23 protein-coding genes are annotated in these 24,809 nt (G+C 35.2%); 10 read left to right on the top strand and 13 right to left on the bottom strand.

Annotated elements, in window-relative coordinates; genetic code table 11:
- Positions 1 to 92 precede the first annotated feature (92 nt).
- The 3 genes from G634_RS0112200 to G634_RS0112210 are packed head-to-tail and all read right to left on the bottom strand — an operon-like array spanning position 93 to position 2,016.
- Positions 93 to 656, bottom strand: coding sequence for a TIGR01440 family protein (locus G634_RS0112200; protein ID WP_026505519.1), 564 nt, complete (start codon positions 654 to 656; stop codon positions 93 to 95).
- A complete protein-coding gene (locus tag G634_RS0112205; RefSeq protein WP_026505520.1) occupies positions 653 to 1,720 on the bottom strand; it encodes an undecaprenyldiphospho-muramoylpentapeptide beta-N-acetylglucosaminyltransferase in 1,068 nt (355 codons plus the stop codon). The genes G634_RS0112200 and G634_RS0112205 overlap by 4 nt, the downstream gene beginning before the upstream one ends.
- Before the next feature lie 47 nt (positions 1,721 to 1,767).
- Positions 1,768 to 2,016 (bottom strand): TIGR03905 family TSCPD domain-containing protein, encoded by a 249-nt coding sequence (locus tag G634_RS0112210; RefSeq protein ID WP_026505521.1) that lies wholly within the window; start codon positions 2,014 to 2,016, stop codon positions 1,768 to 1,770.
- A gap of 169 nt (positions 2,017 to 2,185) precedes the next feature.
- On the opposite strand from G634_RS0112210, the gene G634_RS19100 reads away from it, so the two are divergent.
- The 3 genes from G634_RS19100 to G634_RS0112225 are packed head-to-tail and all read left to right on the top strand — an operon-like array spanning position 2,186 to position 4,996.
- Entirely contained in the window at positions 2,186 to 2,965 is a 780-nt protein-coding gene (locus tag G634_RS19100) for an NUDIX domain-containing protein (RefSeq protein WP_051233936.1), read from the top strand.
- A gap of 15 nt (positions 2,966 to 2,980) precedes the next feature.
- On the top strand, positions 2,981 to 3,499 hold the full coding sequence (locus G634_RS0112220) for a cysteine hydrolase family protein (protein ID WP_026505522.1): 519 nt from the start codon (positions 2,981 to 2,983) through the stop codon (positions 3,497 to 3,499).
- Between the two features lie 33 nt (positions 3,500 to 3,532).
- On the top strand, positions 3,533 to 4,996 hold the full coding sequence (locus G634_RS0112225) for a nicotinate phosphoribosyltransferase (protein ID WP_026505523.1): 1,464 nt from the start codon (positions 3,533 to 3,535) through the stop codon (positions 4,994 to 4,996).
- A gap of 232 nt (positions 4,997 to 5,228) precedes the next feature.
- On the opposite strand, the gene G634_RS0112230 is transcribed toward G634_RS0112225, so the two are convergent.
- From G634_RS0112230 to fliB, 3 genes are all read right to left on the bottom strand, one after another.
- Positions 5,229 to 6,371 carry an MFS transporter gene (locus tag G634_RS0112230; protein ID WP_026505524.1) on the bottom strand — a complete coding sequence of 381 codons (1,143 nt, stop codon included), beginning with the start codon at positions 6,369 to 6,371 and terminating at the stop codon, positions 5,229 to 5,231.
- Positions 6,368 to 7,177, bottom strand: a complete 810-nt coding sequence (locus G634_RS0112235; RefSeq protein WP_026505525.1) for a radical SAM/SPASM domain-containing protein — start codon at positions 7,175 to 7,177, stop codon at positions 6,368 to 6,370. Before G634_RS0112235 ends, G634_RS0112230 begins: the two co-directional genes overlap by 4 nt.
- Positions 7,178 to 7,542: 365 nt before the next feature.
- Positions 7,543 to 8,688 (bottom strand): flagellin lysine-N-methylase, encoded by a 1,146-nt coding sequence (gene fliB / locus G634_RS0112240; RefSeq protein WP_026505526.1) that lies wholly within the window; start codon positions 8,686 to 8,688, stop codon positions 7,543 to 7,545.
- Between the two features lie 194 nt (positions 8,689 to 8,882).
- On the opposite strand from fliB, the gene G634_RS0112245 reads away from it, so the two are divergent.
- Positions 8,883 to 9,362: an S-ribosylhomocysteine lyase gene (locus G634_RS0112245; protein ID WP_026505527.1), complete on the top strand. Its 480-nt coding sequence runs from the start codon at positions 8,883 to 8,885 to the stop codon at positions 9,360 to 9,362.
- A gap of 23 nt (positions 9,363 to 9,385) precedes the next feature.
- Positions 9,386 to 10,087, top strand: coding sequence for a 5'-methylthioadenosine/adenosylhomocysteine nucleosidase (locus G634_RS0112250; RefSeq protein ID WP_026505528.1), 702 nt, complete (start codon positions 9,386 to 9,388; stop codon positions 10,085 to 10,087).
- A gap of 67 nt (positions 10,088 to 10,154) precedes the next feature.
- Here G634_RS0112250 and G634_RS0112255 read toward each other — a convergent pair whose 3' ends face one another.
- The 4 genes from G634_RS0112255 to G634_RS0112265 all read right to left on the bottom strand — a co-directional run bounded on the left by G634_RS0112255 (position 10,155) and on the right by G634_RS0112265 (position 14,338).
- Positions 10,155 to 12,512 carry a clostripain-related cysteine peptidase gene (locus G634_RS0112255; RefSeq protein WP_026505529.1) on the bottom strand — a complete coding sequence of 786 codons (2,358 nt, stop codon included), beginning with the start codon at positions 12,510 to 12,512 and terminating at the stop codon, positions 10,155 to 10,157.
- Positions 12,513 to 12,758: 246 nt separating this feature from the next.
- Complete coding sequence (locus G634_RS0112260) at positions 12,759 to 13,415, bottom strand: alpha/beta hydrolase (RefSeq protein ID WP_026505530.1); 657 nt, start codon at positions 13,413 to 13,415, stop codon at positions 12,759 to 12,761.
- Positions 13,416 to 13,431: 16 nt separating this feature from the next.
- Complete coding sequence (locus G634_RS22160; RefSeq protein WP_442855645.1) at positions 13,432 to 13,695, bottom strand: LytR/AlgR family response regulator transcription factor; 264 nt, start codon at positions 13,693 to 13,695, stop codon at positions 13,432 to 13,434.
- Positions 13,696 to 13,798: 103 nt separating this feature from the next.
- Positions 13,799 to 14,338 carry an NADH peroxidase gene (locus G634_RS0112265; protein WP_026505531.1) on the bottom strand — a complete coding sequence of 180 codons (540 nt, stop codon included), beginning with the start codon at positions 14,336 to 14,338 and terminating at the stop codon, positions 13,799 to 13,801.
- A 291-nt stretch (positions 14,339 to 14,629) separates the two neighbouring features.
- Here G634_RS0112265 and G634_RS0112270 point away from each other — a divergent pair, with 291 nt between their 5' ends.
- The 4 genes from G634_RS0112270 (at position 14,630) to lepB (ending at position 18,892) form a co-directional block, all read left to right on the top strand.
- Complete coding sequence (locus tag G634_RS0112270; protein ID WP_026505532.1) at positions 14,630 to 15,727, top strand: CPBP family intramembrane glutamic endopeptidase; 1,098 nt, start codon at positions 14,630 to 14,632, stop codon at positions 15,725 to 15,727.
- A 29-nt stretch (positions 15,728 to 15,756) separates the two neighbouring features.
- Positions 15,757 to 16,848, top strand: a complete 1,092-nt coding sequence (locus tag G634_RS0112275; protein WP_026505533.1) for a hypothetical protein — start codon at positions 15,757 to 15,759, stop codon at positions 16,846 to 16,848.
- Positions 16,849 to 16,860: 12 nt separating this feature from the next.
- Complete coding sequence (locus G634_RS19105; RefSeq protein ID WP_051233938.1) at positions 16,861 to 18,249, top strand: MBOAT family O-acyltransferase; 1,389 nt, start codon at positions 16,861 to 16,863, stop codon at positions 18,247 to 18,249.
- Positions 18,250 to 18,340: 91 nt separating this feature from the next.
- Positions 18,341 to 18,892, top strand: coding sequence for a signal peptidase I (gene lepB, locus G634_RS0112285; protein WP_081676612.1), 552 nt, complete (start codon positions 18,341 to 18,343; stop codon positions 18,890 to 18,892).
- Between the two features lie 41 nt (positions 18,893 to 18,933).
- Here the strand turns inward: lepB and G634_RS0112290 are convergent, their stop codons facing one another.
- From G634_RS0112290 to G634_RS0112300, 3 genes are all read right to left on the bottom strand, one after another.
- Positions 18,934 to 19,173 carry an RNA-binding S4 domain-containing protein gene (locus G634_RS0112290; protein WP_026505535.1) on the bottom strand — a complete coding sequence of 80 codons (240 nt, stop codon included), beginning with the start codon at positions 19,171 to 19,173 and terminating at the stop codon, positions 18,934 to 18,936.
- Positions 19,174 to 19,264: 91 nt separating this feature from the next.
- Complete coding sequence (locus G634_RS0112295; protein ID WP_026505536.1) at positions 19,265 to 21,394, bottom strand: PEGA domain-containing protein; 2,130 nt, start codon at positions 21,392 to 21,394, stop codon at positions 19,265 to 19,267.
- 46 nt (positions 21,395 to 21,440) lie between these two features.
- Positions 21,441 to 22,832: a CCA tRNA nucleotidyltransferase gene (locus tag G634_RS0112300; protein ID WP_051233941.1), complete on the bottom strand. Its 1,392-nt coding sequence runs from the start codon at positions 22,830 to 22,832 to the stop codon at positions 21,441 to 21,443.
- A 227-nt stretch (positions 22,833 to 23,059) separates the two neighbouring features.
- Here G634_RS0112300 and G634_RS0112305 point away from each other — a divergent pair, with 227 nt between their 5' ends.
- Positions 23,060 to 24,808 (top strand): GGDEF domain-containing protein, encoded by a 1,749-nt coding sequence (locus tag G634_RS0112305; RefSeq protein WP_026505538.1) that lies wholly within the window; start codon positions 23,060 to 23,062, stop codon positions 24,806 to 24,808.
- Position 24,809 lies beyond the last annotated feature (1 nt).

Consider the following 24,809-nt stretch of genomic DNA (forward strand, 5'->3'; position numbering starts at 1 on the left):
CAGGACAAAATTTCTCTTAACGACAAATTTTGGTCTGGTACGGTTATTGATTTTCCTGATGAAAACAATAACCTATGACTTCTTGCTGAGATTTATAAAAGGTTCTCGTCGTAAATAGCTCTTTGTCCGCCGACATATTTAGGTCTGTGTCTTGCACAGATAATAGGAGCTTCTCCAATCTTTCTAAGAGATATTCTGACAGGAACTACAACTCCATGCATATGCATTCCTATCATAGTACCGCCAATATCAATACCTGCATCAGCCTTCTGGTTAATACTCTCTACCAAAACAGGTTCGTCAAATCTTTCATAGCAAACTGTGGCAAATGCGCCGCCAGCATGATTTGGTTGAGGAATCGCATTAACCTGTTCAAAGCCATAATAATCCATTGCACTCTTCTCTACTACCAGTGCTCTGTTTAAATGCTCACAGCACTGGGCAGCAGCGAAAATGCCGTGCTCTCTAAGAACAGGTATGATGCCGTCATAAACAGCACCTGCAGAATCCAGATTAGTAGCAGTACCTATCTGACTTCCCAAGATTTCACTAGAAGAACAACCTATAACAAATATAGAATTCTTGTGTAATCTAGCAACATCCAATAGCTCTTTTACTGCCTGATTACTTTGTTTTGTAATCTCATCTAATTTCATTTAGTCGCCTCTTCGATAAGTTTAACGATGGTTTTTGCAGCATTTCTCTGATTTGAACCAGACATTTTAGCTGCAAATCTGTCACGGGATTCATATAGTTCGTGAATCTTCTTTACAAGAACAGTTTCATCAAAGTCTTCACTCTGAACAACCATAGAAAAGCCCTGCTGTTCAAAAGACTTGGCGTTAAGAATCTGATCTCCTCTGCTGACCTTTGCAGATAAAGGAACCAAAATATTAGGCTTGTGAAGTGCCAAAAGCTCGCAGATAGAGTTCGCTCCAGCTCTGGAAAGAACAATATCAGATAAAGCAAACAAATCCTTGAGTTCAGCCTTAACATATTCGAATTGTTTGTATCCTGGTACATCAAGTCTTAGATTATCAACTTTTTCTTTTCCACAGATGTGAATAACGTTGAAGTAAGGAAGAATCTGTGGAAGTGCATTTCTTACAACTTCATTTACAGACTGTGCTCCTAGACTTCCTCCAATTACCATAAGAACAGGTTTGTTATCTTCAAAACCACAGAATTTCTTGCCTGCCATAGCATTTCCCAAAAGAAGTTCGTCTCTAATAGGTGTTCCGGTAAGAACAGCTTTCCTTGCTGGAAGATGGTTTACAGTCTCTGGGAAGTTGCAGCAAATTTTTTCTGCAGCATGTACGCAAAGCTTATTTGCAAGACCAGGAGTTAAATCAGACTCATGAAGAATGCAAGGAATGCCAAGTCTTGCAGCAGCATTGACAACTGGCACACTTACAAAGCCTCCTTTTGAAAAAAGAACATCAGGCTTTTCTTCTTTTAAAATCTTGCGTGCTTCTTTGAAACCTTTAAGTACCCTAAATGGATCTGAGAAATTTTTCGGGTCAAAATATCTACGGAATTTTCCGGTTGCAACACCATAGTATTTAACATCATAATCAGAAATAAGACGCTTTTCTATTCCATCATAGGAACCAATATATATTATTTCGTAACCTTTTTCTTTTAAATATGGAAGAAGTGCAATGTTGGCAGTAACGTGTCCTGCTGTTCCACCTCCAGTTAATACTATCTTTTTTCCCAAAACTAAATCCTCGATTCTATTATTTGTCGTATAATATTTATGATTGCTCAGGCCTGCTCTTCTATTGCCTTTTTAAGAGCCCTGGCAAGCTGGTCAGGGCATGAAGTCTGCTTGAATCCGCACTTGATGCCTGATAAACGTTCAATAGCCTTGTCAGCTTCCATCCCCTCGACAAGACGGGAAATACCCTGAAGGTTTCCATTGCATCCACCGACAAACTCAACGGATTTAATGATTCCGTTTTCAAGATTAAAATGAATCTGTTTAGAACAGGTTCCTTGTGTGTTATATGTTATTTCCATAATTAATTACCACTTTCTATTCAAAATCTACAAACATTAATTTTACCATATTTTAAGAATTTGTACAAAAAACAAATAAAGTTCAAATTGACTATTTACAAAACTAAAAAATGAGAGTATAGTAATAATAGTCAAGATGATTATTAAGAGAAAAGAGGATGGTATGAATCTGGAATCAAGTAAAGAACAAATCGAAAAGGAAAATGCACTTACTGAATCAGAATTTATAAAGCAGTACGATAGTTCCAAATATGAGAAGCCATCTGTTACAGTTGATATCATGGTTTTTACAGTGATAAAAGATAAGCTTTGTGTGCTTCTTATAAAAAGGGGAAGACATCCATTCAAAGATGCATGGGCTATACCGGGCGGATTTATAAATATGGACGAAGATGCAGATACAGCAGCCAAAAGAGAACTTGAAGAGGAAACCAAAGTAACCGGAGTACATTTGGAACAGCTCTATACCTTCTCTTCTGTTCATAGAGATCCTAGAATGAGAGTTATCAGTATCTCGTATATAGCAATAGTTCCTTATAATAAACTGCAGTATGCATATGGAGATGATGCATCTGACAGCAGAATATTCGAAATAAGGCGAGCAAACGATGATGTATATATTCTCGATTCGCTTGATTATAATATTAGGCTGTCTAAATCAGATCTTGCTTTTGACCATTATGAAATTTTAAAAACAGCTATAAAAAGACTTGAAGGAAAGCTAGATTATACAGATATAGCAATAGATTTTCTTTTGGATAAAAAGAATTTTTCCATGAATGAAATACTTTGGATATATAAGGCAATCAGCGGAAAAGAGTATTCTAAGCCGAATTTTGCAAGAGATTTTAAGGCTAGATATCAGAACAGACTAGTGAAAACAGGACAGGAAAAGTCAAATCATGGAAAACCAGTCAATAAGTACAGTATAAGCGATAAGTGATAAAAGGAGGAATGTATGAAAGCTTTAGTGGTTGTAGATATGCAGAACGATTTCGTAACAGGAGCACTTGGAAGTGAGGATGCCAAGGCTATCGTAGGTAACGTCAGAGAAGAAATTCTTAAAGCCAAAGAAAATGGTGATATGCTGATATTCACTAAAGATACACACGGGGAGAATTATATGAATACTCAGGAAGGCAGTAATCTTCCGGTTGTTCATTGTGTAAAAGGTACAGATGGGCATAAGATTATTCCTGAGCTTGCAGATTTGACTGATGATGCGATTATAATAGAAAAGCCAACATTTGGAAGCAAAGAACTTGGAGAATTTATAGAAGCTCACAACGAAATAGAAAGTGTTGAACTTATAGGAGTTTGTACAGATATTTGTGTAGTATCTAATGCCCTTTTAATAAAGGCATTTAGAACTGAACTTCCTGTATCAGTAAAAGAAAACTGCTGTGCAGGAACATCTAAAGACAACCATAACGCTGCGATTGCAACAATGAAATGTTGCCAGGTGAAAACAATTTGAAATAATCTATTCTCATATAGAAGGGAGTTTGTTATGAAACAAAACGAAGCAAGAAATTTAACAATGATGATGGATGAATATGAGCTAACAATGGCAAATGCCTACTTTAATGATCCGGATATCGATAATGAAACACGAGTTGCATTTGATGTATTTTACAGAAAAAATCCTGATGGCGGTGGATTTGCTATTTTCGCAGGACTTCAGCAGGTTAAAGATTACATTTTAAATATGCATTTTTCAGATGAAGATGTTGAGTACCTTGAGAGTACAGGGCATTTTACAAAGAATTTCCTAGAGTATCTTAGAAATTTCAAATTTACAGGTGATATCTTTGCTTTCGAAGAGGGAATGGTAATGTATCCTAATGAGCCTGTTATTACTGTTGTTGCACCTATTATTGAGGCACAGCTTGTAGAGACAGAACTTCTTGCTCAGATAAATCATCAGTCACTTATTGCAACAAAGGCAAGAAGGATTGTTCGTGCAGCGAAGGGACGTGGAGTATCTGATTTTGGTGCAAGACGAGCTCACAATAATGATGCAGCTATATATGGAGCTAGGGCTGCATATATCGGAGGAGTTAATTGTACTGCTACTGTTTCTGCCGGTCAGTACTTCGATATTCCTATTGGAGGTACTATGGCTCATAGCTTTGTAATGTTCTATAAGTCTGAACTTGAGGCTTTTAGAAAATTTGCAAAAAGCTATCCAGATAACTGCATCCTTTTAGTGGATACATACAATGTGCTCAAATCAGGTCTTCCGAATGCAATTAAAGTTTTCAATGAAATGAAAGAAAATGGTGTCAAATCAAAGAGCTATGGAATAAGAATTGATTCGGGTGACCTTGCATACCTTACGAAGAAGGCAAGAAAAATGCTCGATGATGCAGGATTTGCAGATGCTAAAATAATTATTAGTAATAGTCTTGATGAGTATACTATTACTTCTATTCTGGATCAGGGCGGACAGGTAAATGCATTTGGTGTTGGTGAGCGTTTAATTACAGCTAAGTCTGAACCTGTATTTGGAGCTGTATATAAGCTTGGTGCAGTTATAGAGAAAGATGGAACTGTAATTCCTAAGATTAAAGTATCTGAGACAGTAGAAAAGATTACTAATCCGGGACTTAAGGAAGTATACCGTATCTATAGCAGCTCTGGTCATGCAGTTGCAGATCTTATAGCTATAAAGGGCGAAGACGTAAATATGGAAGCAGAAGGCGGATATACATACATTGATGCAGAGCAGCCATGGAAAAACCGTAAATTTGAAAACTGCACTGCAGTTAAACTTCAGAAACAGGTTATTAAGAATGGAAAAGCACTTATTGAAGACGAAGATCTTCAAACAATAAGAGAAAGAGTAAATCGACAGTTTGCTGAGAATATATGGGATGAGGAGCAGCGTTTTGAAAATCCTCATAAGCACTATCTGGATATGAGCCCTGCATACTACAATATGAAGATGGAATTATTGAAGCAGGCTAATTGATATAGTAATAAGTTAGCTGTGATTTTTTAATAAACTATAGATTTTTGTCACTGCGTTTCAAAAACTACGCAAACTGGTCATTTGAAAAGGCTTCGCCTTGGACCAGTTTGCGTATATAATCAAGCGTTTTTTTGAACTAAGGATCAATTGTTAATTTCATTACAATTGGGCAGTTACAAGCATATTACAGTTAGGTGATGGGGAGTTAATTTAGGAATAATATGATTGTTATTTATTTTTTTTTATTCCTTGTATATGATGTAATCAGAACAATTATCAATAAGGAAAATGCCAATATTCGATAGGTAATCGGAAATCCATATTTGTCATATGACATAGCTATCAATGGATCAATCAACATCGGTAACAAATCTGTAATCAAATTGACAAAGGATAGTGCCGTTGCTCTCTCTGTAGATTCAATCTGTTTATTTGTTTCAGCACTAATTATCGTCCAAATAAATCCGTTTATATATCTAGAAACGCATAGTGCCACTAGTACAATCCCCATATATGGTAAAGAAACCATTAGCAACAACATAATATAGATCAAAATCCAGATTACTTCATTTAACTTGATTTTCTCAGTAACTTTGGCTCCAAAAGCCGAGATGATATTAAAAAACACTAAAACCAATCCTAAATAACGCACGTCTAGCCCAATTGACGGTAAATAGGCTTGTGTCGTATAATTAAGGTTTGATATTACCTCCAACATTATAAGGCTCAAGCCAGTAATAAATAAAATCCTACTGTTTGTAGTATATTTCTTTATAATTGTAATCTGGGCTGAAAACTCTTCTTTTAGTCCTTTAAATTCGTTGACTCTATTCTCGCGTTTTTCTTCATAGAAAAATCCTAAAACTAACACGGATATTATCTCAAATAATATAGAAATAATCATAGGCAAATTTGAATTTAACTCAAAAAGCCAACTTGAACTCAACGTAATGCCTGCTATAACAAAATAACCATATTTATTGATTTGGCCCATATAACTTTTATACGCGGTTTCATCATTTATTTCGTCATATATCATTGCCTCCCCAGTTCCTGATAAGCAAGCCTGACCTATCCCGCTGATTAATGCTCCAAAAACAAAACACAAATAGGAATGCGAACATAACAAAAAAATATAATTAGATATTATTGCAATTTCGCCTAAAACAATCAGTTTCTTCCTGCTCATTTTATCAGCGAGAATACCTGAGGGAATTTCAAAAACAATCGCGGTAAATGCCGAAAAAGAATCTAGCAAAACAGCTTCTGTGTAATTTAATCCTTTACTAAGTAAAAAAAGCAAAAAAACGAACCAAATAGGAAGTGACTTTTTTAACACACTATATATGAAAAATACCATCTTGTTTTTTTTCATTTGACTGCCTCGGAGTGCAACACACATCTTGGATCTTTTTCTTCACATTTAAAAGAATGATGTATCTGTTGTCTAACAGCTGGACATCCACCATTACATATAATACTATAGCCGCATTTTTTGCATTCAATATTCATTGGCAATCCTTCTCGTAAAATTTTCATATATTCGTCATTTTTCCATATTTCTTCTAAACTATTACGTGTAATATTGGAAACAGGGTGTATAGAGTTTTCAAAACATATACAAGGAAAAACATCTCCATTAGCATATATCTCTAATTTTGTGCGTCCTGCTCGGCATCCATAGTATATCTTTTCGTATTGAGTTATACTTCGAATATCATGCTCGTATTCTGGATACCCTGTATAAAGCATACATCCTTCTAGTGACACCATAAAATCACTCTCTGAATGTCTGCTAGACACATATTGTTTTAACTGTTCGTCCAATTTTCTTGCCTCATTGAAAGAATGTTTTTTTACATTCTTATTTGATTTATTGGTATCCATATATAAACCGATAGAATATCGGTCAACTTTATGCTGAATGCAATAGTCAATTATTCCATAAAAATCCTCGAGCGACTGATTAGTATAAACACTATTGATTCTAACTTTCTTTTCTTTCTCTATTAAATATTCTATAGTTTCAATTGTTCTATGATAATCCCCTCCCATCAGCTTTTGATTTAGTTCGCTCATACTCTGAAGCGAAAAAACAGGCACTACATTATCAAATCTTACTATTGCGTCAAGTACATCTTGGGAAATATTCATTCCATTTGATGTAATGGTGATATTCATTCCGCTTTCATTTTCACAATGTTGCTGTAACGCGTTAATGCACTCAACAATTATAGCATTGATAAGAAGTTATAGTCAATATTTTATGTAAATTTTTTACAATTTTTGTACAATGCCAGGTACGTTTATGCTTTATTTGTAGTTTATTGTTTTCACTCGGTATGAAAAATTTATAATAAAAAATCTATACCTCCATCTTTTTGAGATACATTTTGATATCTCTAAAATTCTTCTTTTGTGCATTGAGAATGTTTGGTTAAGTTACAATTTGATGACTCGCCGTGCTTTGTGAATCATAGAAATTAAATAATTAACGAAAAAGCGTTCAAAAATGCAGCATATCAGCATGTTTTGAACGCTTTTCTTTATAAAGGAAGATAATCGCATACGATTTTATACATCTTTTTTTGGAGTGCTGGATTGTGGCAGCAGCCTCTTTCGTATGACGAAATAAGATATGCACAATCATCTAATCTAAGCTCTTTTCTATCTGCCCAAATTACCATCAATAATGCCAACATATTTAAATGAAGAATTGCGTTTACAGAAAAGTGAGTAAAACTATAATTCTCATATAATTCTGAAAAACACTGCTGGAAATCATAGTGTAAATAGCGTAATAACACCTCTGAAAGATAGTGGTCTTTTCTAAATAGTGAAATTATCATGTTTTTCCATATTATTTCACCTTTTTCTTCAGTTTTAGAGTCGAAAATATGGTGATAATGATCTATGACTTTTTTGAAATTAGAGAATCTTCTCGTGTCTTCAAATTCAAAATCGGTGTTAATCAGTTTGTTAAGACAGGTTATAGGAAGTGGAAAACACTTGATTTGCTCCAGGTTATCATTTCTTTCTTTTTCAAAGAATGATAATGGCATATTCTTGTCATTAAGAAGCATCATGTCTTTTCTATCTAGTACAATTTTTTGAGCTGAATTACAATAATGAAAAATAGATGATAATATGCAATTTATTATAGTTATATCGCCCATTTGATCTACTGGGATTTTAATAAGTTCAATTAATTCAATCAAAGACTTGTTTATTATTTCTGCAAACTGTGGATCATCATTTGAACCATGTCTTTTCTTGGTACATTCGCCATTTAGAACGATAGTGTCTGGTCTGGATGGATTTTCTAAGAGCATTTTAGAAACCGCAATACAAGATAAATCCATATTCATCGTGGCAAAATACCCGTAATTCCTGATTTCTCGAGGGAAGTTTCTGCATATTAGAGGCATGTACTCCTCTCCCATCTTATTTTGAAGTGAGCACAATCCTCTGAAATTATGAAAAAAACAGCTGCCACAATCATAGTTGAAAAAGTTCTTGTTAGGACCGCCAAGATTTCTTTTTAGCAAAAATCCGCTGAAACCCTTCTTTTTTTCATATTTTGATTTGGTGTCATCATCGACAAGCACACGCCACCCATAGCAGCATGTTTCGGGACAATTTCCGGCAAGACATTTAAACTTATCATACAGTTCATTTTTTAATATGCGCATGTATCACCTATATGTTTTGGCTACTTAGCTAGAAGTCGCTAATTATTGTTTGAGGAAAGTATTAGAATTAATACTATTATACACTTTCTTGTGTAACAGGGAAAATCTGTTTATAATATTTCATGAACATTAAACATTTTGTGGTTAAGAAAAGATTTTTTGTCTATATAAAATACCAAAGGAAGGAAATAATTATGGAAAAGATTGCTAGTTTTACAATAAACCATTTGGCACTTGAACCAGGGGTTTATGTTTCTAGAAAAGATAAGGTTGGAGCTGAAGTAATTACTACTTTTGATTTGAGAATGACCGCTCCTAATAAAGAACCTGTTATGAATAACGCTGAGATGCATACAATTGAACATTTAGGTGCAACTTTCCTTAGAAATGATCCAGATTTTAAGGATCGTACAATTTATTTTGGACCTATGGGATGTCGTACTGGTTTCTACATGGTTCTTGCAGGTGATTTGACCAGCAAAGAGGTAGCACCTCTTGTTACTCGTATGTATGAATTTATTCGTGATTTTGAAGGTGAAATTCCTGGAGCAACAGCTAGAGATTGTGGAAATTATCTTGATCAGAATCTAGGCATGGCACATTATCTTGCCAAGAGATATCTCGATAAAACTCTTTACAATATCACAGATGAGCATTTGGTTTATCCAGAATAATTTTTTTAAGAAAGGAATAAAAAATGGCTTATAAAATCGGTATTATCGGAGCAATGGAAGTTGAAGTTGAAATTTTAAAAAATGATATGGAAATCTCCCGTACATTTGAAAAGGCTTCAATGACATTCTATGAAGGAAAAATAGGGGATACAGATGTTGTTGTTGTAAGAAGCGGAATTGCAAAGGTAAATGCTGCTCTCTGCGTACAGGTTCTTGTAGATGAATTCAAGATTACTCATGTACTTAACACAGGTATCGCTGGTTCTATGGATGCAAAGATTAACATTGGAGACATTGTTGTATCAACAGATGCGTGCTATCATGACGTAGATGCTCGTATTTTCGGATATCCTATGGGAGAAATTCCTTCTCTTGGAACAAGATTCTTTGAAGCTGATAAGTGGCTTAGAGAAAAGGCTGTAGAAGCTATTAAAGCTGCAAATCCTGATGTTAACGTATTCGAAGGACGTGTAATCAGCGGGGATCAGTTTATTGGCGGAGATGTACCAAAGGATCGTCTTCTTGAGTTTAATGCACTCTGCACAGAAATGGAAGGCGCAGGAATTGCGCAGGCTGCATGGCTTAATCACCTTCCTTTTGTTGTAGTTAGAGCAATCTCTGACAAAGCAGACGGAAGTGCTGAAATGGATTATCCAACATTTGAGAAAAAAGCAGCAAATGACTGTGCAAAACTTGTAGAATATATGATGTCTCATCTGGATTGATGATGACTTCTTCAAAAATAAGACTTCTTGTTATTTTCCTTGCGAAAATGACAAGAAGTCTTATAGTTTACTCAGCTTTTGGAGTGTAGTATTTGTTTCCGTAGATATCTTTTAACATAAATGAAGAAATTACTTTTTTATCTTCAATTATTAAATTGGAAATTTTTATATCACTCATATTCTCTTTTACTGTCATTTGGTTTCCGAGGTAATAACTATCGTTATAGCTGCCATCATAGGAATAGTAATCACACAGAAAATCTATCTTATCACCTTTTTCCAGAGTATAGAGATTCTTTGCTATTGTATCTGTTTCATTATCCTTGTAATTAAATACTGCCCCAGCGATATATCCGTCTTCGTGTGCAGAGTCGAATATCAGAATAAGGTCACAGCGTTTATTATTGAGCATAACAGGTACTCTTCCGGTTATAGTATAATCATCTTTACTTCCTGTCGTATCTATGTGATAGTAAGATACAATTTGTCCATCAATAGAAAGAGCACTGTTATCTGTTGGTGCAAGAAGATTTCCATTTTTATCCCATTCAAATGTGTTATCCAGACCTAAATCAATATATCCTTGTCCATCATCTACAAAGGTTGACAATTCAATGGATTGTATATTGGACCACTGACTTTCAGACAGCGCGATAACATTTCGGCCTTCCTCGTTAACTTTCCATGTAAAATCATTTCCATCAAAACGATTCTTTGAAATATACTCCGCAGCAGTTTGAAGGTCTACTCCATTAGACATATATTTCATAGAGGAAGAGCCTTTTAAAAATGAATTAAGTATCTGTGCAACTGCCTGAGGATCCATATTTGTACTACTACCGCTATTACCAAGCAGCATTCCAAGTGGAGTATTATTGCCATTTGCAGCAGCCTGACCGTAGGTTTCCAATGAAGCAAATTTCTGAATGCATTTACTATAGCTTTCATCCATACCTATCTTGTCATAGGTATCTACTATATTGTCAACCTTACCAGTCTGCCTATATGGAAAATAAATAGATAAGCCATAGGAGTTGGTCATGCTAGGTGCAGTATTATTGTATTTTATTGAATCTTTAAGAGAATTAGCTAGTTTCTTTCCTTCTTCATTATTCATTTTAATGGCAAAATCGATAAGGTCTATCTGATCGATTTTAGAAGAAGCAAATTCTCTTGTTCCAGCTCTAGCATTTGATACTGATTTATAATCATTTTTCTCAATTAAACTACTCGTTGAAGTTGAAAAATTCTTCAAATCTTCAGGAACAGTTGTCGAAAGCTGTGCTAGATCAATCAAAGAAAGAGTTGTTTTTTGACCATGACATTTTTGATTACATTCGCTTACAAAATCATCAATTATAGCCTTGCCTATTTCCAGTGTTGACGTAGACGTATTTTGTGACAATTTATTTAGCCAGTTAGTATAATACCATCCGATACCTGGTTCTGTTTCTTCTGATGCAATAAGATAATCACTATGAGAATTGAGCATTAAAGCGTTCTCAACTGTAGCCATAAGACATGCATCAAAACCTATGAAATCGTATTTTAGTCCGCCTTCAGTTAATGCTTTATTGATTCCTGCAAGACCCATCGAACCGGATTCTTTGTGCTTTTCATCATAGCCGTAGCCAGATACAGAACCGCCGCCATGATCCCAGAGGATAAGGTCATATCTATCAGCTTTGAAATTCTGACCGCAGTATTTGATAAAAGAAGAAAGAGTTTGAGGGTCGGTCATCGGAAGATTTCCGATATTATCTTTTAAAAGAGATAATTTTCCATTTTTGACTTGATAAATCTGGTTGGTCTTGTTGCTTACTACAGTATTTTTCCATTCTTTACAGCCGCCTGTGTATATTAAGAGATTAATCTTGTCGCTTATTATGGCATTTAACATTTCCTGTATGTCCTTTGATGCCATAGAAGCTCTTGATTCAAGATCAGTACCGCACATGTAGACCATAATAGTTACTGTATCGTCACCATTTCCCTTGATTGTAGTGTATTTAGCTCTGCTGCCAGGTGCAATGGAAGTATTTAATACTTTTGTGTTTGATTGGCTGCTCCAGGAAGCATTTTGGCTATCGCTAATACTACTAAAACCGCTTCCAAGAAGAAGTGATGCCATAGAACCTATGGTACTGATTGTAGATGAAGGCGTATTGGTGGGAGTATTTTGCCCGGAATTACCGCCAAGAAGAGCTCCTATTCCACCGCCGCCTCCAAGAAGAAGACAAAGTAAAGCTATTATAAGCTTGCTAAAACCTCCTCCAGAGCTTCTTTCATTATCTGAGCCGTTAGAACTATTAGGTATTCTGGAATTCCCATTACCTACTTTTCCTGTTCCAAGACCACTTCCTCTTTTAAAGGTGCTGCCACTTCCTGTGATGTTCTTTTTCCTAGATATTGGTCTGTCAGACATTTTACCCTCCGTTCTATTTAGATTTTTTTGCTTTAATCATATCTATTATAATGCAATGGCAGATTAATTAAGACGTGATATTTTATAGGTTATTGTTTTCATCAGGAAAATCAATAACCGTACCAGACCAAAATTTGTCGTCAAGACAAATTTTGTCCTGCAAAGCAGGATTTTTGCTGATGATTATCCTAAATCTCAGCAAGAAGTCATAAGTTTAGAGAAACAATAAGATTATTTTGCAAAAAACTAGTTTTCCAGACAATATGCAATACCCTTTGCAATTCTTAAATCTGGATTTGTAAAGTGATTTCCCTCGTTAATTTCAAATATAGTTTTTATGCCATTTGTTTGAACGATATTATATATTTCTTTAGTATTATCCATAACGTTTTTCATGATTTGGTTTCTTGTTTTGGACTCTTTTGCGCCCAAAGAAAAATATATCGTATCCACACTTGGATTGATGCTATTATTTTTGACAAAATCTAAGAATCCAGGAAACCAAAATGATGAAGAGACGCTAATTACTTTGGAAAAAATATCTGTTTTGAAAGTTGAATATAGCGCGAAAAGTCCTGCAAGAGAATAACCGGCAATTGCGACAAAGGCAGGTGCAGCTGATAAGTTTTTCAGTATTTGCGGATAAAGATTGGTTGTAAACTCCTTAATGTATTTATCAGCACCGCCTGTAAACACCCCGCCATTTTTAAAAACTTCCTGAAAGGGCCATGGAGATAATTCATCATTCCAGTTCACACCGCTTATTACTGCCATTGTAAACTTTTTGCTGGTGATTTTTTTCATGTTTTCGACTATTGTTTTTCCATCACCATCAAAAGTATTTAAGATAATTAGTGGAGCATTTACGTTTTCAAGTCCGTAATAATAAATTGTTTTATTCATTTGTAATTCTCACTTTTTATATTTGTAAACCATAAATCTCATATATCTTCAAAAGAGATTTACGAAGTCTTCTTGATACAGATACTTTGTTTCCATTTATAAGTATTATATCATTGTCACAGATTTTATCTATCATTCCTATATTTACAATAAATGACTTATGGCATCTGAAAAAGGTATTTCTGTCTAGTATTTTTAAGTAGTTTGATAAGGGAAATTCACTTATGTATTCTGGATTCGATGTAAATAAACAACACAATAAAGCGTAAAATCCCCCCAAAAAAATGAGAAATAGCTGTATTTGATTATAAGAAAAAATGGAGTACAGAAGGCTCTCTGTACTCCATTAGAGTTAATATGTAACCATATAATATAAGGGCATTTTATTTAAAATATCTATCAAGGAGTCCCTTGAATGCCTTGCCGTGTCTTGCTTCGTCTCTTGCCATTTCATGAACGGTATCATGTATAGCATCCAAATCTAAAGCCTTAGCGCGCTTAGCAAGATCAACTTTTCCAGCAGTTGCACCGTTTTCTGCTTCAACTCTCATTTCAAGATTCTTCTTGGTAGAATCAGTGAGAACTTCTCCAAGGAGTTCTGCAAATTTCGCGGCATGTTCAGCTTCTTCGAACGCAGCTTTAGCATAATAGTCACCAACTTCAGGATAACCTTCCCTATAAGCCTGCCTACTCATAGCAAGATACATTCCAACTTCTGAACACTCAGCAGTGAAATTTGAACGAAGATCTTCCATAATATCATCTGGAGCACCTTTGGCAACGCCAACAACATGTTCTGCAGCCCATTCCAAATCACCTGATTGAGCTGTAAACTTTGATGCGGGAGCGTTACAAACAGGACACTTTTCCGGTGCCTCATCTCCTTCATAAACATATCCACAAACCTGACAAATCCACTTCATAGTCTGACTCCTTTCCATTAGATAATATCAATGTAACGAAAAAATGTTTTTGAATGCTTTCAAAAACGTCTGCCACAATTAATTATATACTATAGATTCTCAAATTTCATTAATAAAATAAAACTATTTTAAAATATGTGGTATGATAAGAATATTGAGAAAAATTAGCATATGTGGCTTTTGTGAGCAAAAGTTGACTATATTTTGGATGATAATGTTATATAGATAATAATTATCAATGACTCAATAAAAAAGCAAACAAAATACTTTAGGAAGTGATGGAAAGAGAATATGGAACCAAATATGATAAGTGAAGCAGATATAGACAGAATAGATATATCTAACGGGTCAGGTGATACTCCTACTACTCAAGAAGTTGACGAAGAAAATAAGAAAATTATCAGAAAAACGGCCTTAAAAGCCTATTCTACAATGGGTTTTGCTGTATTTATTTTCGGAATAGTAGAGATAGCTGCAAGTGTGCTGTTTCAATTAGGGATATCTCCATTTTTAAAAGATAAATTAAGCGGAGAAATAATAAAATATGTATTTGGAATTATCATTCCAATATACTGTATTGCGTTACCTGTTTTCTACATGATTGCCAAAAGAATACGCCCACAAGAATCTCATAAAGAGAAGATGTCATTTGGTAAGCTTCTAGGCTTTTGGGCAATGTGTATGCCGGTAATGTATCTTGGCAATATCATCGGAACCGTCTTATCAAGGGTTATTAATCAGGATTCTGTAAACAGTATAGAAGTTCTTTTGCAGGAGTCTTCACTTATTCAGGTCGTAACAGTTTGTGTATTAGGACCAATAGTCGAAGAATTTGTATTCAGGAAGACTATCATTGATAGAACTAGAAGGTATGGAGAAAAATATGCAATCTTCTTTTCTGCGCTGTTATTTGGATTGTTTCATTTTAATTTCTTCCAGTTCTTTTATGCTTTTGGCCTAGGAGCAGTATTTGGATATATTTATATAAAAAGCGGTAAGATTCAGTATACAATGGGACTACATATGCTGATTAACTTTATGGGATCTGTACTGGCGCAGAAACTTATTAAGGCAGAGGAGATAATAGGCGGAACACAGGAACTTGCTAGACTATCAGATGATCAAATGCGTAATCTTCTGTCAGATCCTCAAAAGGCACTTGCATTTGGTTATATAACTTTGTACAGTATTATGGTTTTAATTCTTGTAATAAGTGGTATTGTATTGTGGATTGTCAACCTACATAGAAAATCATTAAAGTGCAATGAAACATATGAGTATAAATTTGCAATGCAAAAAATGGGCTTAAAACTGTTTGTAAACTTTGGAACAGTTATGTTTTACCTTCTGGCAGTAATAATGTTTATTAGCGCTTTATTCTTCAAATAACAAGTTAAAATCTTTAAGGGATTAAAGTTATGAAAAAACAAGTATTACAATGGTTTTTGGCAGTATTACTGGCAGCAGCTTTAATGAATGGTTTATGTTTTGTATATTACAGACCATGCGGACGGCTTTTTAGAGATATGGGCACAACTGAGTCTGTTTGGAATCCTGGAAGTTACATTGTTTCAGGAACTGAAGGGTATGCATTTTACACTGCAGATGATAGAGGATATTTGAATGAAAACCTTCCGCTTGCAGACAGCTATGTAATTGTCAGAGGAGCTTCTTTTACACAGGGAAAAGAAGTTCCTTATGGTTATAGATACAGCGATATCTGTAATAAAGCGCTTTCTAAGGAAGAAGGCAGGATAAAAGTTTACAATGTAGCTCAGGAGGGTGAGTATCTTCCCAAACTCATCAAAGGTTTCAAGGCTCTTACGGCAGAATTTCCAGGTGCTGATACAATTGTTCTAGAGATTAATGCCACAGAGTTTAGCGCAGAGGAAATTAATAGTGCTATAAACCAAAGAGAGTTTGATAACTCTTGCACTGGCAAAAATTTATACGTAAACAGTTCTTCTAAAGAGAAAATGAAGATTCACATCAAAGAAGCACTTCCTTTAATAAGTCTTTTGAAGTACCAATATAACCTTTATAAAGAAAAAAATGCTTCAGAAGATATCGCCTATGCCAAAAGTGCTATTGATAAAGATGTAAAAACAGATTCAGCGAATAAGTCCGGTTCCAGCGAAAAAAAAGTTCTAGATGCATCAGGTAATACAAACTCACCCTATGAACAGGCGATAAATACTGCACTATCACTTTTAAGAAGCGAATATAATGGTAATATTATTTTTTTGTATCACCCTAATGTGAGTATTACAGAAGATGGTTTGATGGTTCCTATAAAAGAATCCACAACTAGCATTTTTAAAGAGTATTGCATAAGGAATAATATAATCTTTTTAGATACAACAACCGAATTTATTAATGCGTATAATCAGAATTTCAGCATTCCGTATGGATATAATAATACAACACCATGCACAGGGCATTTATCCAAAGAAGGTCATAAGATAATAGCCAAAGTATTGCTTGAAAAATTACAGAAACTTGGAAAATAGGGGGACAATAACATGACTTTTTTATCTCCATCTTTTTATGCTTTTTTTGCAGGAATTTTGCTGATGCTCTGGAAGATAAAAAAAGAAAAGTATAGGCAGCTTATTCTTTTATTTGCAAGTTTTGTCTTCTACTTGATGTTAAGTCCCAGGTATCTTTTGATGCTAATAGGAATGTCCGTTGTCTTTTATATGGGCGGGATTCTTATTCGAAGAAACAATCAAAAGAAAAAGGCTTATCTTGCAGTATTTATTATTATGTGTGCAGGACTTTTGGCATACTTTAAGTACTACAACTTTTTTGCAAGGCAGGTATCCGTATTTCTAAATAGACCATATACTGAAGTATCAGTGTTGATGCCGCTTGGAATATCTTACTATATGTTTCAGGGCATAAGCTATCTATTCGATGTTTACAAAGGGGTGATTGCTCCAGAAACGTCCTTTGTCAATATAGTATTATATATCGCCTTTTTTCCGCAAATGCTTTCGGGACCTATTGTTAAGGCCAAAGACTTCATGCCGCAGTTATACAAAGATCATTCTTTGAAAAAAGAAAATTTTATAGAATCACTACCGTTATTTTTAGTTGGTCTATTTAAAAAGGTCGTAATTGCAGACCGAATTGGAGCAGGTGTTGATGTGGTGTTCTCATCTCCTTCTGCCTATAGCAGCGCATCTTTATGGATAGCTGTTATAGGATATTCCGTGCAGCTGTATTGTGATTTTTCGGGGTATTCTGATATGGCAATAGCCATTGGCAAAATGCTGGGATATGACCTTGGAATAAACTTTGATATTCCATATATCGCTAATTCGCCTTCGGATTTTTGGAAGAGGTGGCATATATCATTATCTTCATGGCTAAAAGAATATGTATATATTCCGCTTGGAGGAAGTCGTAAAGGAGAGATTCGGGCATATGTAAACCTCATTATTACAATGTTTATCAGCGGTGTGTGGCATGGAAGCAAAATAACATTTGTTATATGGGGGTTGGCATACGGCTTATGGTCATGCATAAACAGATTTTTTGAAAAGAAAATTTATAATAAGTCTGATGAAAAAATAATTGTAAACGTACTAAGAAGAATTATAACAATAGCACTTGTATTTTTATTGTGGGTTCCGTTTAGAACAGAAAGTGTTAGAAAAACACTTGTTATATATAACAGAATGTTTGTCCCGACAAATGGAATAGAATATTTTCCTGTGTTTACAATCATCTACTCTTTAATCGTAATGGCTCTTATGATTTATATGTATATAAAATCCGGACATAGGATTTATTTTAAAATGGATATAAGAACATTTAAAGGGAAGTTTGAGATTTGTCTTATTGTTCTCCTTATAGCTATGTTTGGATATATAGGTAATGGAGCTTTTATATACAGTAATTTCTAAGAAGTTTAGCCTGATGAAGTTGGGAATGCGTTTATAGTTGATTGGCTTTTTGTTTACTTTGGTAACGAAACAGGTTTACAGAGGTGGCGCAATGAATAGAAAAAAGAGAAAATCTAATGTTGGTACAATGGTTCTGAAGGAAGTCCTTATTTTTTGCATTTATATTGCAGTATTCTTTGGAATTATGCTTCTTGTCAGAAATTTTGCTCTGCAGCGTACACTTGTTAATGGAATATCCATGGAAAACACACTTCATGATGGGGATATTCTTCTTCTGGACAAGATTTCATACAAGAGAGGTGATCCACAGAGATTTGATATAATTGCTTTTGAACAAAGTAGTAGTGTTTATTATATTAAAAGAATCATCGGTCTTCCAGGAGAAAAAGTTAGAATAGATGACAAAGGTAATATATACATAAACGGCCAGCTTCTTGAAGAAAGCTATGGAAATGAGGTTATAAAAGGAAGTATGGATGAAATAACAGTAGGACAATCACAGTATTTCGTTTTGGGGGATAATAGAAATAATTCCAAGGATTCCAGAGACCCTTCTGTTCAATGCATAGCTAAAGATAAGATTCTTGGAAGGGCATTTATCAGAGTGTGGCCAATTGGTAGTATCGGTAAAATTACGCAATAAAAATAACTCGAGCGTTTTAGACTCGAGTTATTCTTGGCTTATCAGATGTATTTGAATAATTTGTCTACATCTTCTTTGTGGATTGTTTCCTGTACATCCAGTACTTCTACTTTTACTTCTTTATTTCCAAAAGAAATAGTAATTCTATCACCAACTTTAACGTCAGCAGATGCTCTGGCAACGCGGTCATTAATGGTTACTCTTCCGGCATCACAGGCCTCATTTGCAACAGTTCTTCTTTTGATAAGGCGAGTGACTTTTAAATATTTATCAAGTCTCATGTTGTTCTCCATAATTTAAAGTGTTTATTATCAGTCTTATTACTAGAAGTATTGTCGCAAAAAAGGCTGGAAAATGCAACTGTCTTTAACTTTAATTATCATCAGGCGTTTGTTCATTACCTCCATCTCCTGATTGACCTCCGATTGGAGGTTGTTCGTTATTACCACTGCCTTGATTATCGCTAGGTGATTGCTCGTTACCACCTGCCTGGTTATCATTAGGTGTTTGTTCATTACCTCCATTGCTGCCTTGATTGTTATCGCTGTGATTATCTACATTTTCAGGAGGTGTTACCGGATTTTCCGGTGGCGGAGGTTGTATAGTATCTCCGCTTCCTGACTCATTTCCGGAGTTATTGGTATTTGCGTTTCCAGAACTACTATCACTTCTTCCTATTTCACTGCTTTGGCCGGATCCGCTACTACTTGCATCGCTTATTTTAGATGTTGAATTTGTAGCATCATCATCGTTTGAAGCACTGCTTGAAGAGTCGGAAGAGTTTGACGAATCACCGGTTGACGCAGACAAAGCACTGTCTGCAGAGTTAGAGGAATCATCTGTAGAAGCTTTTGTTGAGCTGTTTTCAGATGAACCACCGCCCTTCTTATCGAGTGTTATTTTACAAACCATTGCATCATCTACTACATTTAAGTTTACAAGAGTTGTTTCATAACCATCGGCTGCAGCTTTTGCCACGTGAGGTCCATATGCAAGAGGAATAGGTGTTTTAGTCGGAACTTCCAGCATCTCGTTTTCATTTGTTCCAACATAAACTCTGGCATTTTCTGGTTCAACGTAGAAAGTAACCTTGCCTTTTGCCTTCTCTAATTCAGGGAAAGAATATGTCTTGTCATGAAGCGTGGTATCAACTTTTATAGTGTAGCTTTTGGACTCATACCCACTTCTAGTAAGCGTAATCGTATGTCTTCCAGATACTTTGTCGAAACTTGTAGGAACTTCGCCAATATAGTTGTTGTCTACATAAAGGCTAGCACCTTTTGGGGCATCTACGTAGACTTTGTATCCTTTTATTAATGTTCCATCTTTAATAGAGGCAGATGTTGATGCTGTGGATGGAACAACTGGTCTTGGTGTATAAGAATTCGAATTTGATTGATTGTTGTTATTGTTGTTATTGCTGTTATCACTTGTTTTAGTGCTGGCAGTAGATGAAGCGATTGGCGCAGTGCTGGATGCTGATGTTGAAGCATTTGTACTGTCATTTTCTTTTTTTGTTTTCTTTAAATCGATTTTGACAGTGCAGGCAGATGAACCTACATGAAGTATTTCCTCGACTTTATCATATTCATCAGCTTCTACTTCTATTTTGTGGTCACCATATTCAAGGTTTATAGGGAAGGAAACATCCGTTTCTTCACCATCGATTTTCACTTTTGCTTCTTCTGGGGTTATCTCGAAAGTTATCTTACCCATCTTGTGAATTACATCAATCTGGCTCGTATCGACAATTGTTTCGGTGTCTCGTTCGACACGAATCTTGGTTTCATAGTTTACGCCTTTTCCGGTAAGATGTACGTCATAGGATCCGGCAGCTACCCTGACCATCATATTTTTGGTGACTTTATTAATGTTTTTCTTTCCTATTTCAAGGTATGCACCGGTTATATCATCTTCTCCTATTTTCTCAGAAGAAAGCGATACATAACCATGACCTTTAATAACTTTAACGCAGAAAATATCAGTACCACAGCCCGTTAGATGCACAGTATCATCAGGCATAACTTCCTGAATAATTGAAGATTTACCATCTATAAGAACTAAAGTTTTGCCACTAATCTTATAATTGGTATTACCGATTCTGGCAACTTCTCTGTCAAACTGAAGGTCGAACCCATAAGAACGATCGATAGAAAAAGCATTTTTTTCTATTATAAGACTATTAAGATGCCTGCTTTCAGAAAGGAAAGTAACCTGGGCAACAGTACCTGTTTCAAGGAGTGAGGCGGAAAGGCTTCGCCCATATTGATTGAATATAAGCGAGGTGTTGTCGTATTTTAATGTATAATCCCTGCCTGTGTCATGATTGCGCAGTTCTATCGTCTTTTTATCAATGTCGATAGCTTTTATAACTGCCAGATCATCAGAGTCATATTTTCCCACAAGCGAAAAATTCTCAGCACATGCGTGGCGAGGAGCATACAGAAAACAAATAGCTAAAATTAGTAAAACTGAAACGACAAACCTGATAGATTTTTTCATCCGTCACTGCCTTTCCGGTTATCTAACACAAGATACTAATAACCTCTTAACTATCAATATCAGTATTAACTTCATAATTCTTTAGATGCTTTAACAGATAATCCTTATCATTGTGGGTAGGATTCTTAATAACATCACTTAACATTGCTTCGAGCACTAATCCTATAAGTCTTCCTTGACATACTCCTGCATCCATCAAGTCTTTCCCCTTAACAGCAAGTTGTTTAAGTGAGAGACAGTCATTACGTTCACGTATGATATCGGCACACTTTTTTATTTCCTTAAGCCTATTTGTTTTTTCTTCAAGGTAGATATGATTTTGAGCCAGCATATCAGCCTTTTTTATCATCAAAAAATAATCGAAATAGTCTGGTCCTATTTTGAACATAGCATTTCGTACACGAACTTCAGTAATCTTATCTGTTAATAGAAGGTCATGATTTTCCACCAGTTTGCATACAAGTTTAAGCGTAGCATTATCGAATTTGAGCCTATGCATGATACTTCTTGCCATTTCAGCGCTCACTGCTGGATGATTGAAGAAATGGTCTACACCATCTTCATCTACAGTTTTGGTACGAGGCTTTCCTATATCATGAAATAGCATAGTTAGACGCAGAATCTTGTCATTTGGCACCTCCATACAGCTTCTTAGAATATGATCGCCGACATTGTAGACATGGTGCGAATTATTCTGAGAACACTCAATACATTCATTAAATTCAGGAAAAAAAACTTTAGTAATTCCCAGTTCGTATCCAAGCCTAAGTCTTTCAGGATGATCAGAAGTCATGAGCTTAATCAGCTCAGTCTGAATCCTTTCGGCACTGACGTTTTTTAGAGTTTGAGATAACTGACTCATCGCAGAAGCGGTTTTTTCATCAATATCGTAAGGTTTTCCATCTTTTGACAGCTGAGCAGAAAATCTGAGTGCTCTAAGAATTCTTAATGCATCTTCCTCGAAACGCTTCATGGGATCACCGACGCATCGAATAATACCCTTTTCTAAATCTTCTATACCTCCAAAAGCATCTACAAGGCCATCTTTATCATTGTAAGCCATAGCGTTGATAGTAAAGTCTCTTCGCTTTAAATCCTCTAGAAGATTGGAAGTAAAAGTTACATCTTTTGGATGACGGTGGTCTTCATAAGCGCCATCGACTCTGTAGGTAGTTACTTCGTATCCTTCTTTGTTAATCATGACAGTAACAGTACCATGCTTGATACCAGTATCAATGGTTCTTTTGAAAAGAGATTTAACTTCCATAGGAAGAGCGCTTGTTGTAATATCAAAATCCATTGGTTTTCTTGAAAGAATACTGTCACGGACACAGCCGCCCACAACATATGCTTCAAAACCTGCATTATGGAGAGTGTCCAGAATCTTCTTTGCACCTTCTGGAATTAATATTTTAATATCGTTTTTTTGTAAATTCATTCTATAAATCCTTAGTATTTCTATATTTATTTCACAATTTTGTTTCTGGTCAGAAGAAAAAGTCTTCTGATGCATTTTGAATGGTAATTATGATTCTTATAATAATTATAACAATGTAACTAAATATTGTACATCAATCATAAATCATGTTAAAATAATAATGTTATTTTGATACTTGAAGGAAGAAGATCCTGCTGCGCATCTCCAAAAGCAGGTTGTCATCACACATGAATCATAAAGAAAAATACAGAGATAGAATTAAAACAGTTGTCTGTATAATATTGACTATTTTTATAGCAAGCACCATAATGCTTGCTTTTTTACCGGGGATAATTAAGCCAAAGTATCATTATCAAATGTCATGCCTTAATGATGGGTGGACAATTGAGTATCCTGTGGGGGAAAAAACAGTTACCAAAAAATGTAGTCTTTCAGATGCAGATATTCCAATAATGAATTATCAGGATATGATATCTCTAAGCCGAAAGTTGCCCAATACTTCGGTTTTTTCTCCATGCATCCGTATTCATGCAATCCATTCGTCAGTACTTTTGTACGTTGATGGAAGACTCATCTACTCTTATGGTGCAGCAGAATATGCCAGAGGAGAGATGATTCCTATGACATATCTTACAATACCAATTCCGGAAAGGTACGCAGGGAAAGAGTTAAAAATAGTTATGACATCCGGTCAGGATTCGGCTTTTGGAGGACTTGATAACATATACCTTGGTAGTAGAAGTGATATGACAATTCTTTATGTTTATTCTATCAGATTGGAATTGTTTATAGGCAACTTTATGTGCATTCTTGCCATGCTTTTATTCCTGGCATCTCCGTATATGCTTGCTACTAGAAGCAGTGATACCAGAATCTTCACAGGAGCCATGATATCACTGGATTTTGGAGTGTATATTCTAGCATCAAGCTGTGTGTACTCAATGGTTGGCTGTAGCGATAAATTTAATACATGGGTAGAGTATAGTTCTCTGTATCTTGTGCCGCTTGTTGTATCGATTTATCTTGTGAGTATCACAAAAGATTTAAAAATGAAAACATTTTATCAGATACTTACGCTTGTTAATTTATCCTTTTTCCTATATGTATTATTCAAACATTTTGCAAATATAGAATTGTTTTCAAGGCATACAATGACACTTCATTTTATCTGTATAGTTCAAAGTCCTATAATAATAGGATGTATAATATGGACACTTGTTCGTAGGAATAATAGAAAAAATGATACAGATTTCTGGTCTACTGCCCTTCTTTTTATTGGACTTATGATTTTTATGATATTTGCGATATCTGAAATAATAATCTTTAATATATTAAAATACATATCACCTTCAGGTGAAATGACAGACTCGCATTTTCTTGTGGCATGCGGTTCACTTTTTCTTGTTGTATGTATATTTATCAGCTATTTCATTTATCAGTTTTGTCTTCAGGAGCAGGAAAATAGAAAAAATATGCTCATGGGGCTTGCATATTGTGACCACTTAACTCATCTTGCTAATAGAGCAAAGTGTAAAGAAGTAATGATGCAGGTTAAAAATCAGAAATTAAGTTATGTAATAATATCAATAGATCTTGATCATTTGAAAAGTATAAATGATAATTGCGGTCATATGGAGGGCGATTTATTTCTGCGCTCTTTTGCAGCCGCTTTGACGTCATCATTTCGTTCAATTGACCTTGTGGGAAGAATGGGTGGAGATGAATTTATGGTGCTTATGACTTCTACTGACAGTATTGCAGCTCAGATGCATATAGATTCTTTATTGAAAAGAGTTGCGGGTATGGTTCATGACAGTAGCGGACTAACCTACTCTTTTTCGTATGGAATAGCATCTTCTGAGGAACTTCCTGATGCTGATGCTGAAGAAGTATATCAGCTTGCAGACAGACGTATGTATGAAATGAAAAAAGTTAATCACTTGAAGTTAGATAAATTGCAGGTGTGGGAGGCATAAA

Source organism: Butyrivibrio sp. NC3005, from assembly GCF_000424545.1.
GTDB lineage: Bacteria > Bacillota > Clostridia > Lachnospirales > Lachnospiraceae > Butyrivibrio.

What these genes read in the sequence shown, in the direction of transcription:
- G634_RS0112200 (WP_026505519.1), bottom strand. Translation starts at nt 656, where the DNA reads ATGAAATTAGATGAGATTACAAAACAAAGTAATCAGGCAGTAAAAGAG.
- G634_RS19100 (WP_051233936.1), top strand. Translation starts at nt 2,186, where the DNA reads ATGAATCTGGAATCAAGTAAAGAACAAATCGAAAAGGAAAATGCACTT.
- G634_RS0112220 (WP_026505522.1), top strand. Translation starts at nt 2,981, where the DNA reads ATGAAAGCTTTAGTGGTTGTAGATATGCAGAACGATTTCGTAACAGGA.
- G634_RS0112225 (WP_026505523.1), top strand. Translation starts at nt 3,533, where the DNA reads ATGAAACAAAACGAAGCAAGAAATTTAACAATGATGATGGATGAATAT.
- G634_RS0112230 (WP_026505524.1), bottom strand. Translation starts at nt 6,371, where the DNA reads ATGAAAAAAAACAAGATGGTATTTTTCATATATAGTGTGTTAAAAAAG.
- G634_RS0112235 (WP_026505525.1), bottom strand. Translation starts at nt 7,177, where the DNA reads ATGAATATCACCATTACATCAAATGGAATGAATATTTCCCAAGATGTA.
- fliB (WP_026505526.1), bottom strand. Translation starts at nt 8,688, where the DNA reads ATGCGCATATTAAAAAATGAACTGTATGATAAGTTTAAATGTCTTGCC.
- G634_RS0112245 (WP_026505527.1), top strand. Translation starts at nt 8,883, where the DNA reads ATGGAAAAGATTGCTAGTTTTACAATAAACCATTTGGCACTTGAACCA.
- G634_RS0112250 (WP_026505528.1), top strand. Translation starts at nt 9,386, where the DNA reads ATGGCTTATAAAATCGGTATTATCGGAGCAATGGAAGTTGAAGTTGAA.
- G634_RS0112255 (WP_026505529.1), bottom strand. Translation starts at nt 12,512, where the DNA reads ATGTCTGACAGACCAATATCTAGGAAAAAGAACATCACAGGAAGTGGC.
- G634_RS0112260 (WP_026505530.1), bottom strand. Translation starts at nt 13,415, where the DNA reads ATGAATAAAACAATTTATTATTACGGACTTGAAAACGTAAATGCTCCA.
- G634_RS0112265 (WP_026505531.1), bottom strand. Translation starts at nt 14,338, where the DNA reads ATGAAGTGGATTTGTCAGGTTTGTGGATATGTTTATGAAGGAGATGAG.
- G634_RS0112270 (WP_026505532.1), top strand. Translation starts at nt 14,630, where the DNA reads ATGGAACCAAATATGATAAGTGAAGCAGATATAGACAGAATAGATATA.
- G634_RS0112275 (WP_026505533.1), top strand. Translation starts at nt 15,757, where the DNA reads ATGAAAAAACAAGTATTACAATGGTTTTTGGCAGTATTACTGGCAGCA.
- G634_RS19105 (WP_051233938.1), top strand. Translation starts at nt 16,861, where the DNA reads ATGACTTTTTTATCTCCATCTTTTTATGCTTTTTTTGCAGGAATTTTG.
- lepB (WP_081676612.1), top strand. Translation starts at nt 18,341, where the DNA reads ATGAATAGAAAAAAGAGAAAATCTAATGTTGGTACAATGGTTCTGAAG.
- G634_RS0112290 (WP_026505535.1), bottom strand. Translation starts at nt 19,173, where the DNA reads ATGAGACTTGATAAATATTTAAAAGTCACTCGCCTTATCAAAAGAAGA.
- G634_RS0112295 (WP_026505536.1), bottom strand. Translation starts at nt 21,394, where the DNA reads ATGAAAAAATCTATCAGGTTTGTCGTTTCAGTTTTACTAATTTTAGCT.
- G634_RS0112300 (WP_051233941.1), bottom strand. Translation starts at nt 22,832, where the DNA reads ATGAATTTACAAAAAAACGATATTAAAATATTAATTCCAGAAGGTGCA.
- G634_RS0112305 (WP_026505538.1), top strand. Translation starts at nt 23,060, where the DNA reads ATGAATCATAAAGAAAAATACAGAGATAGAATTAAAACAGTTGTCTGT.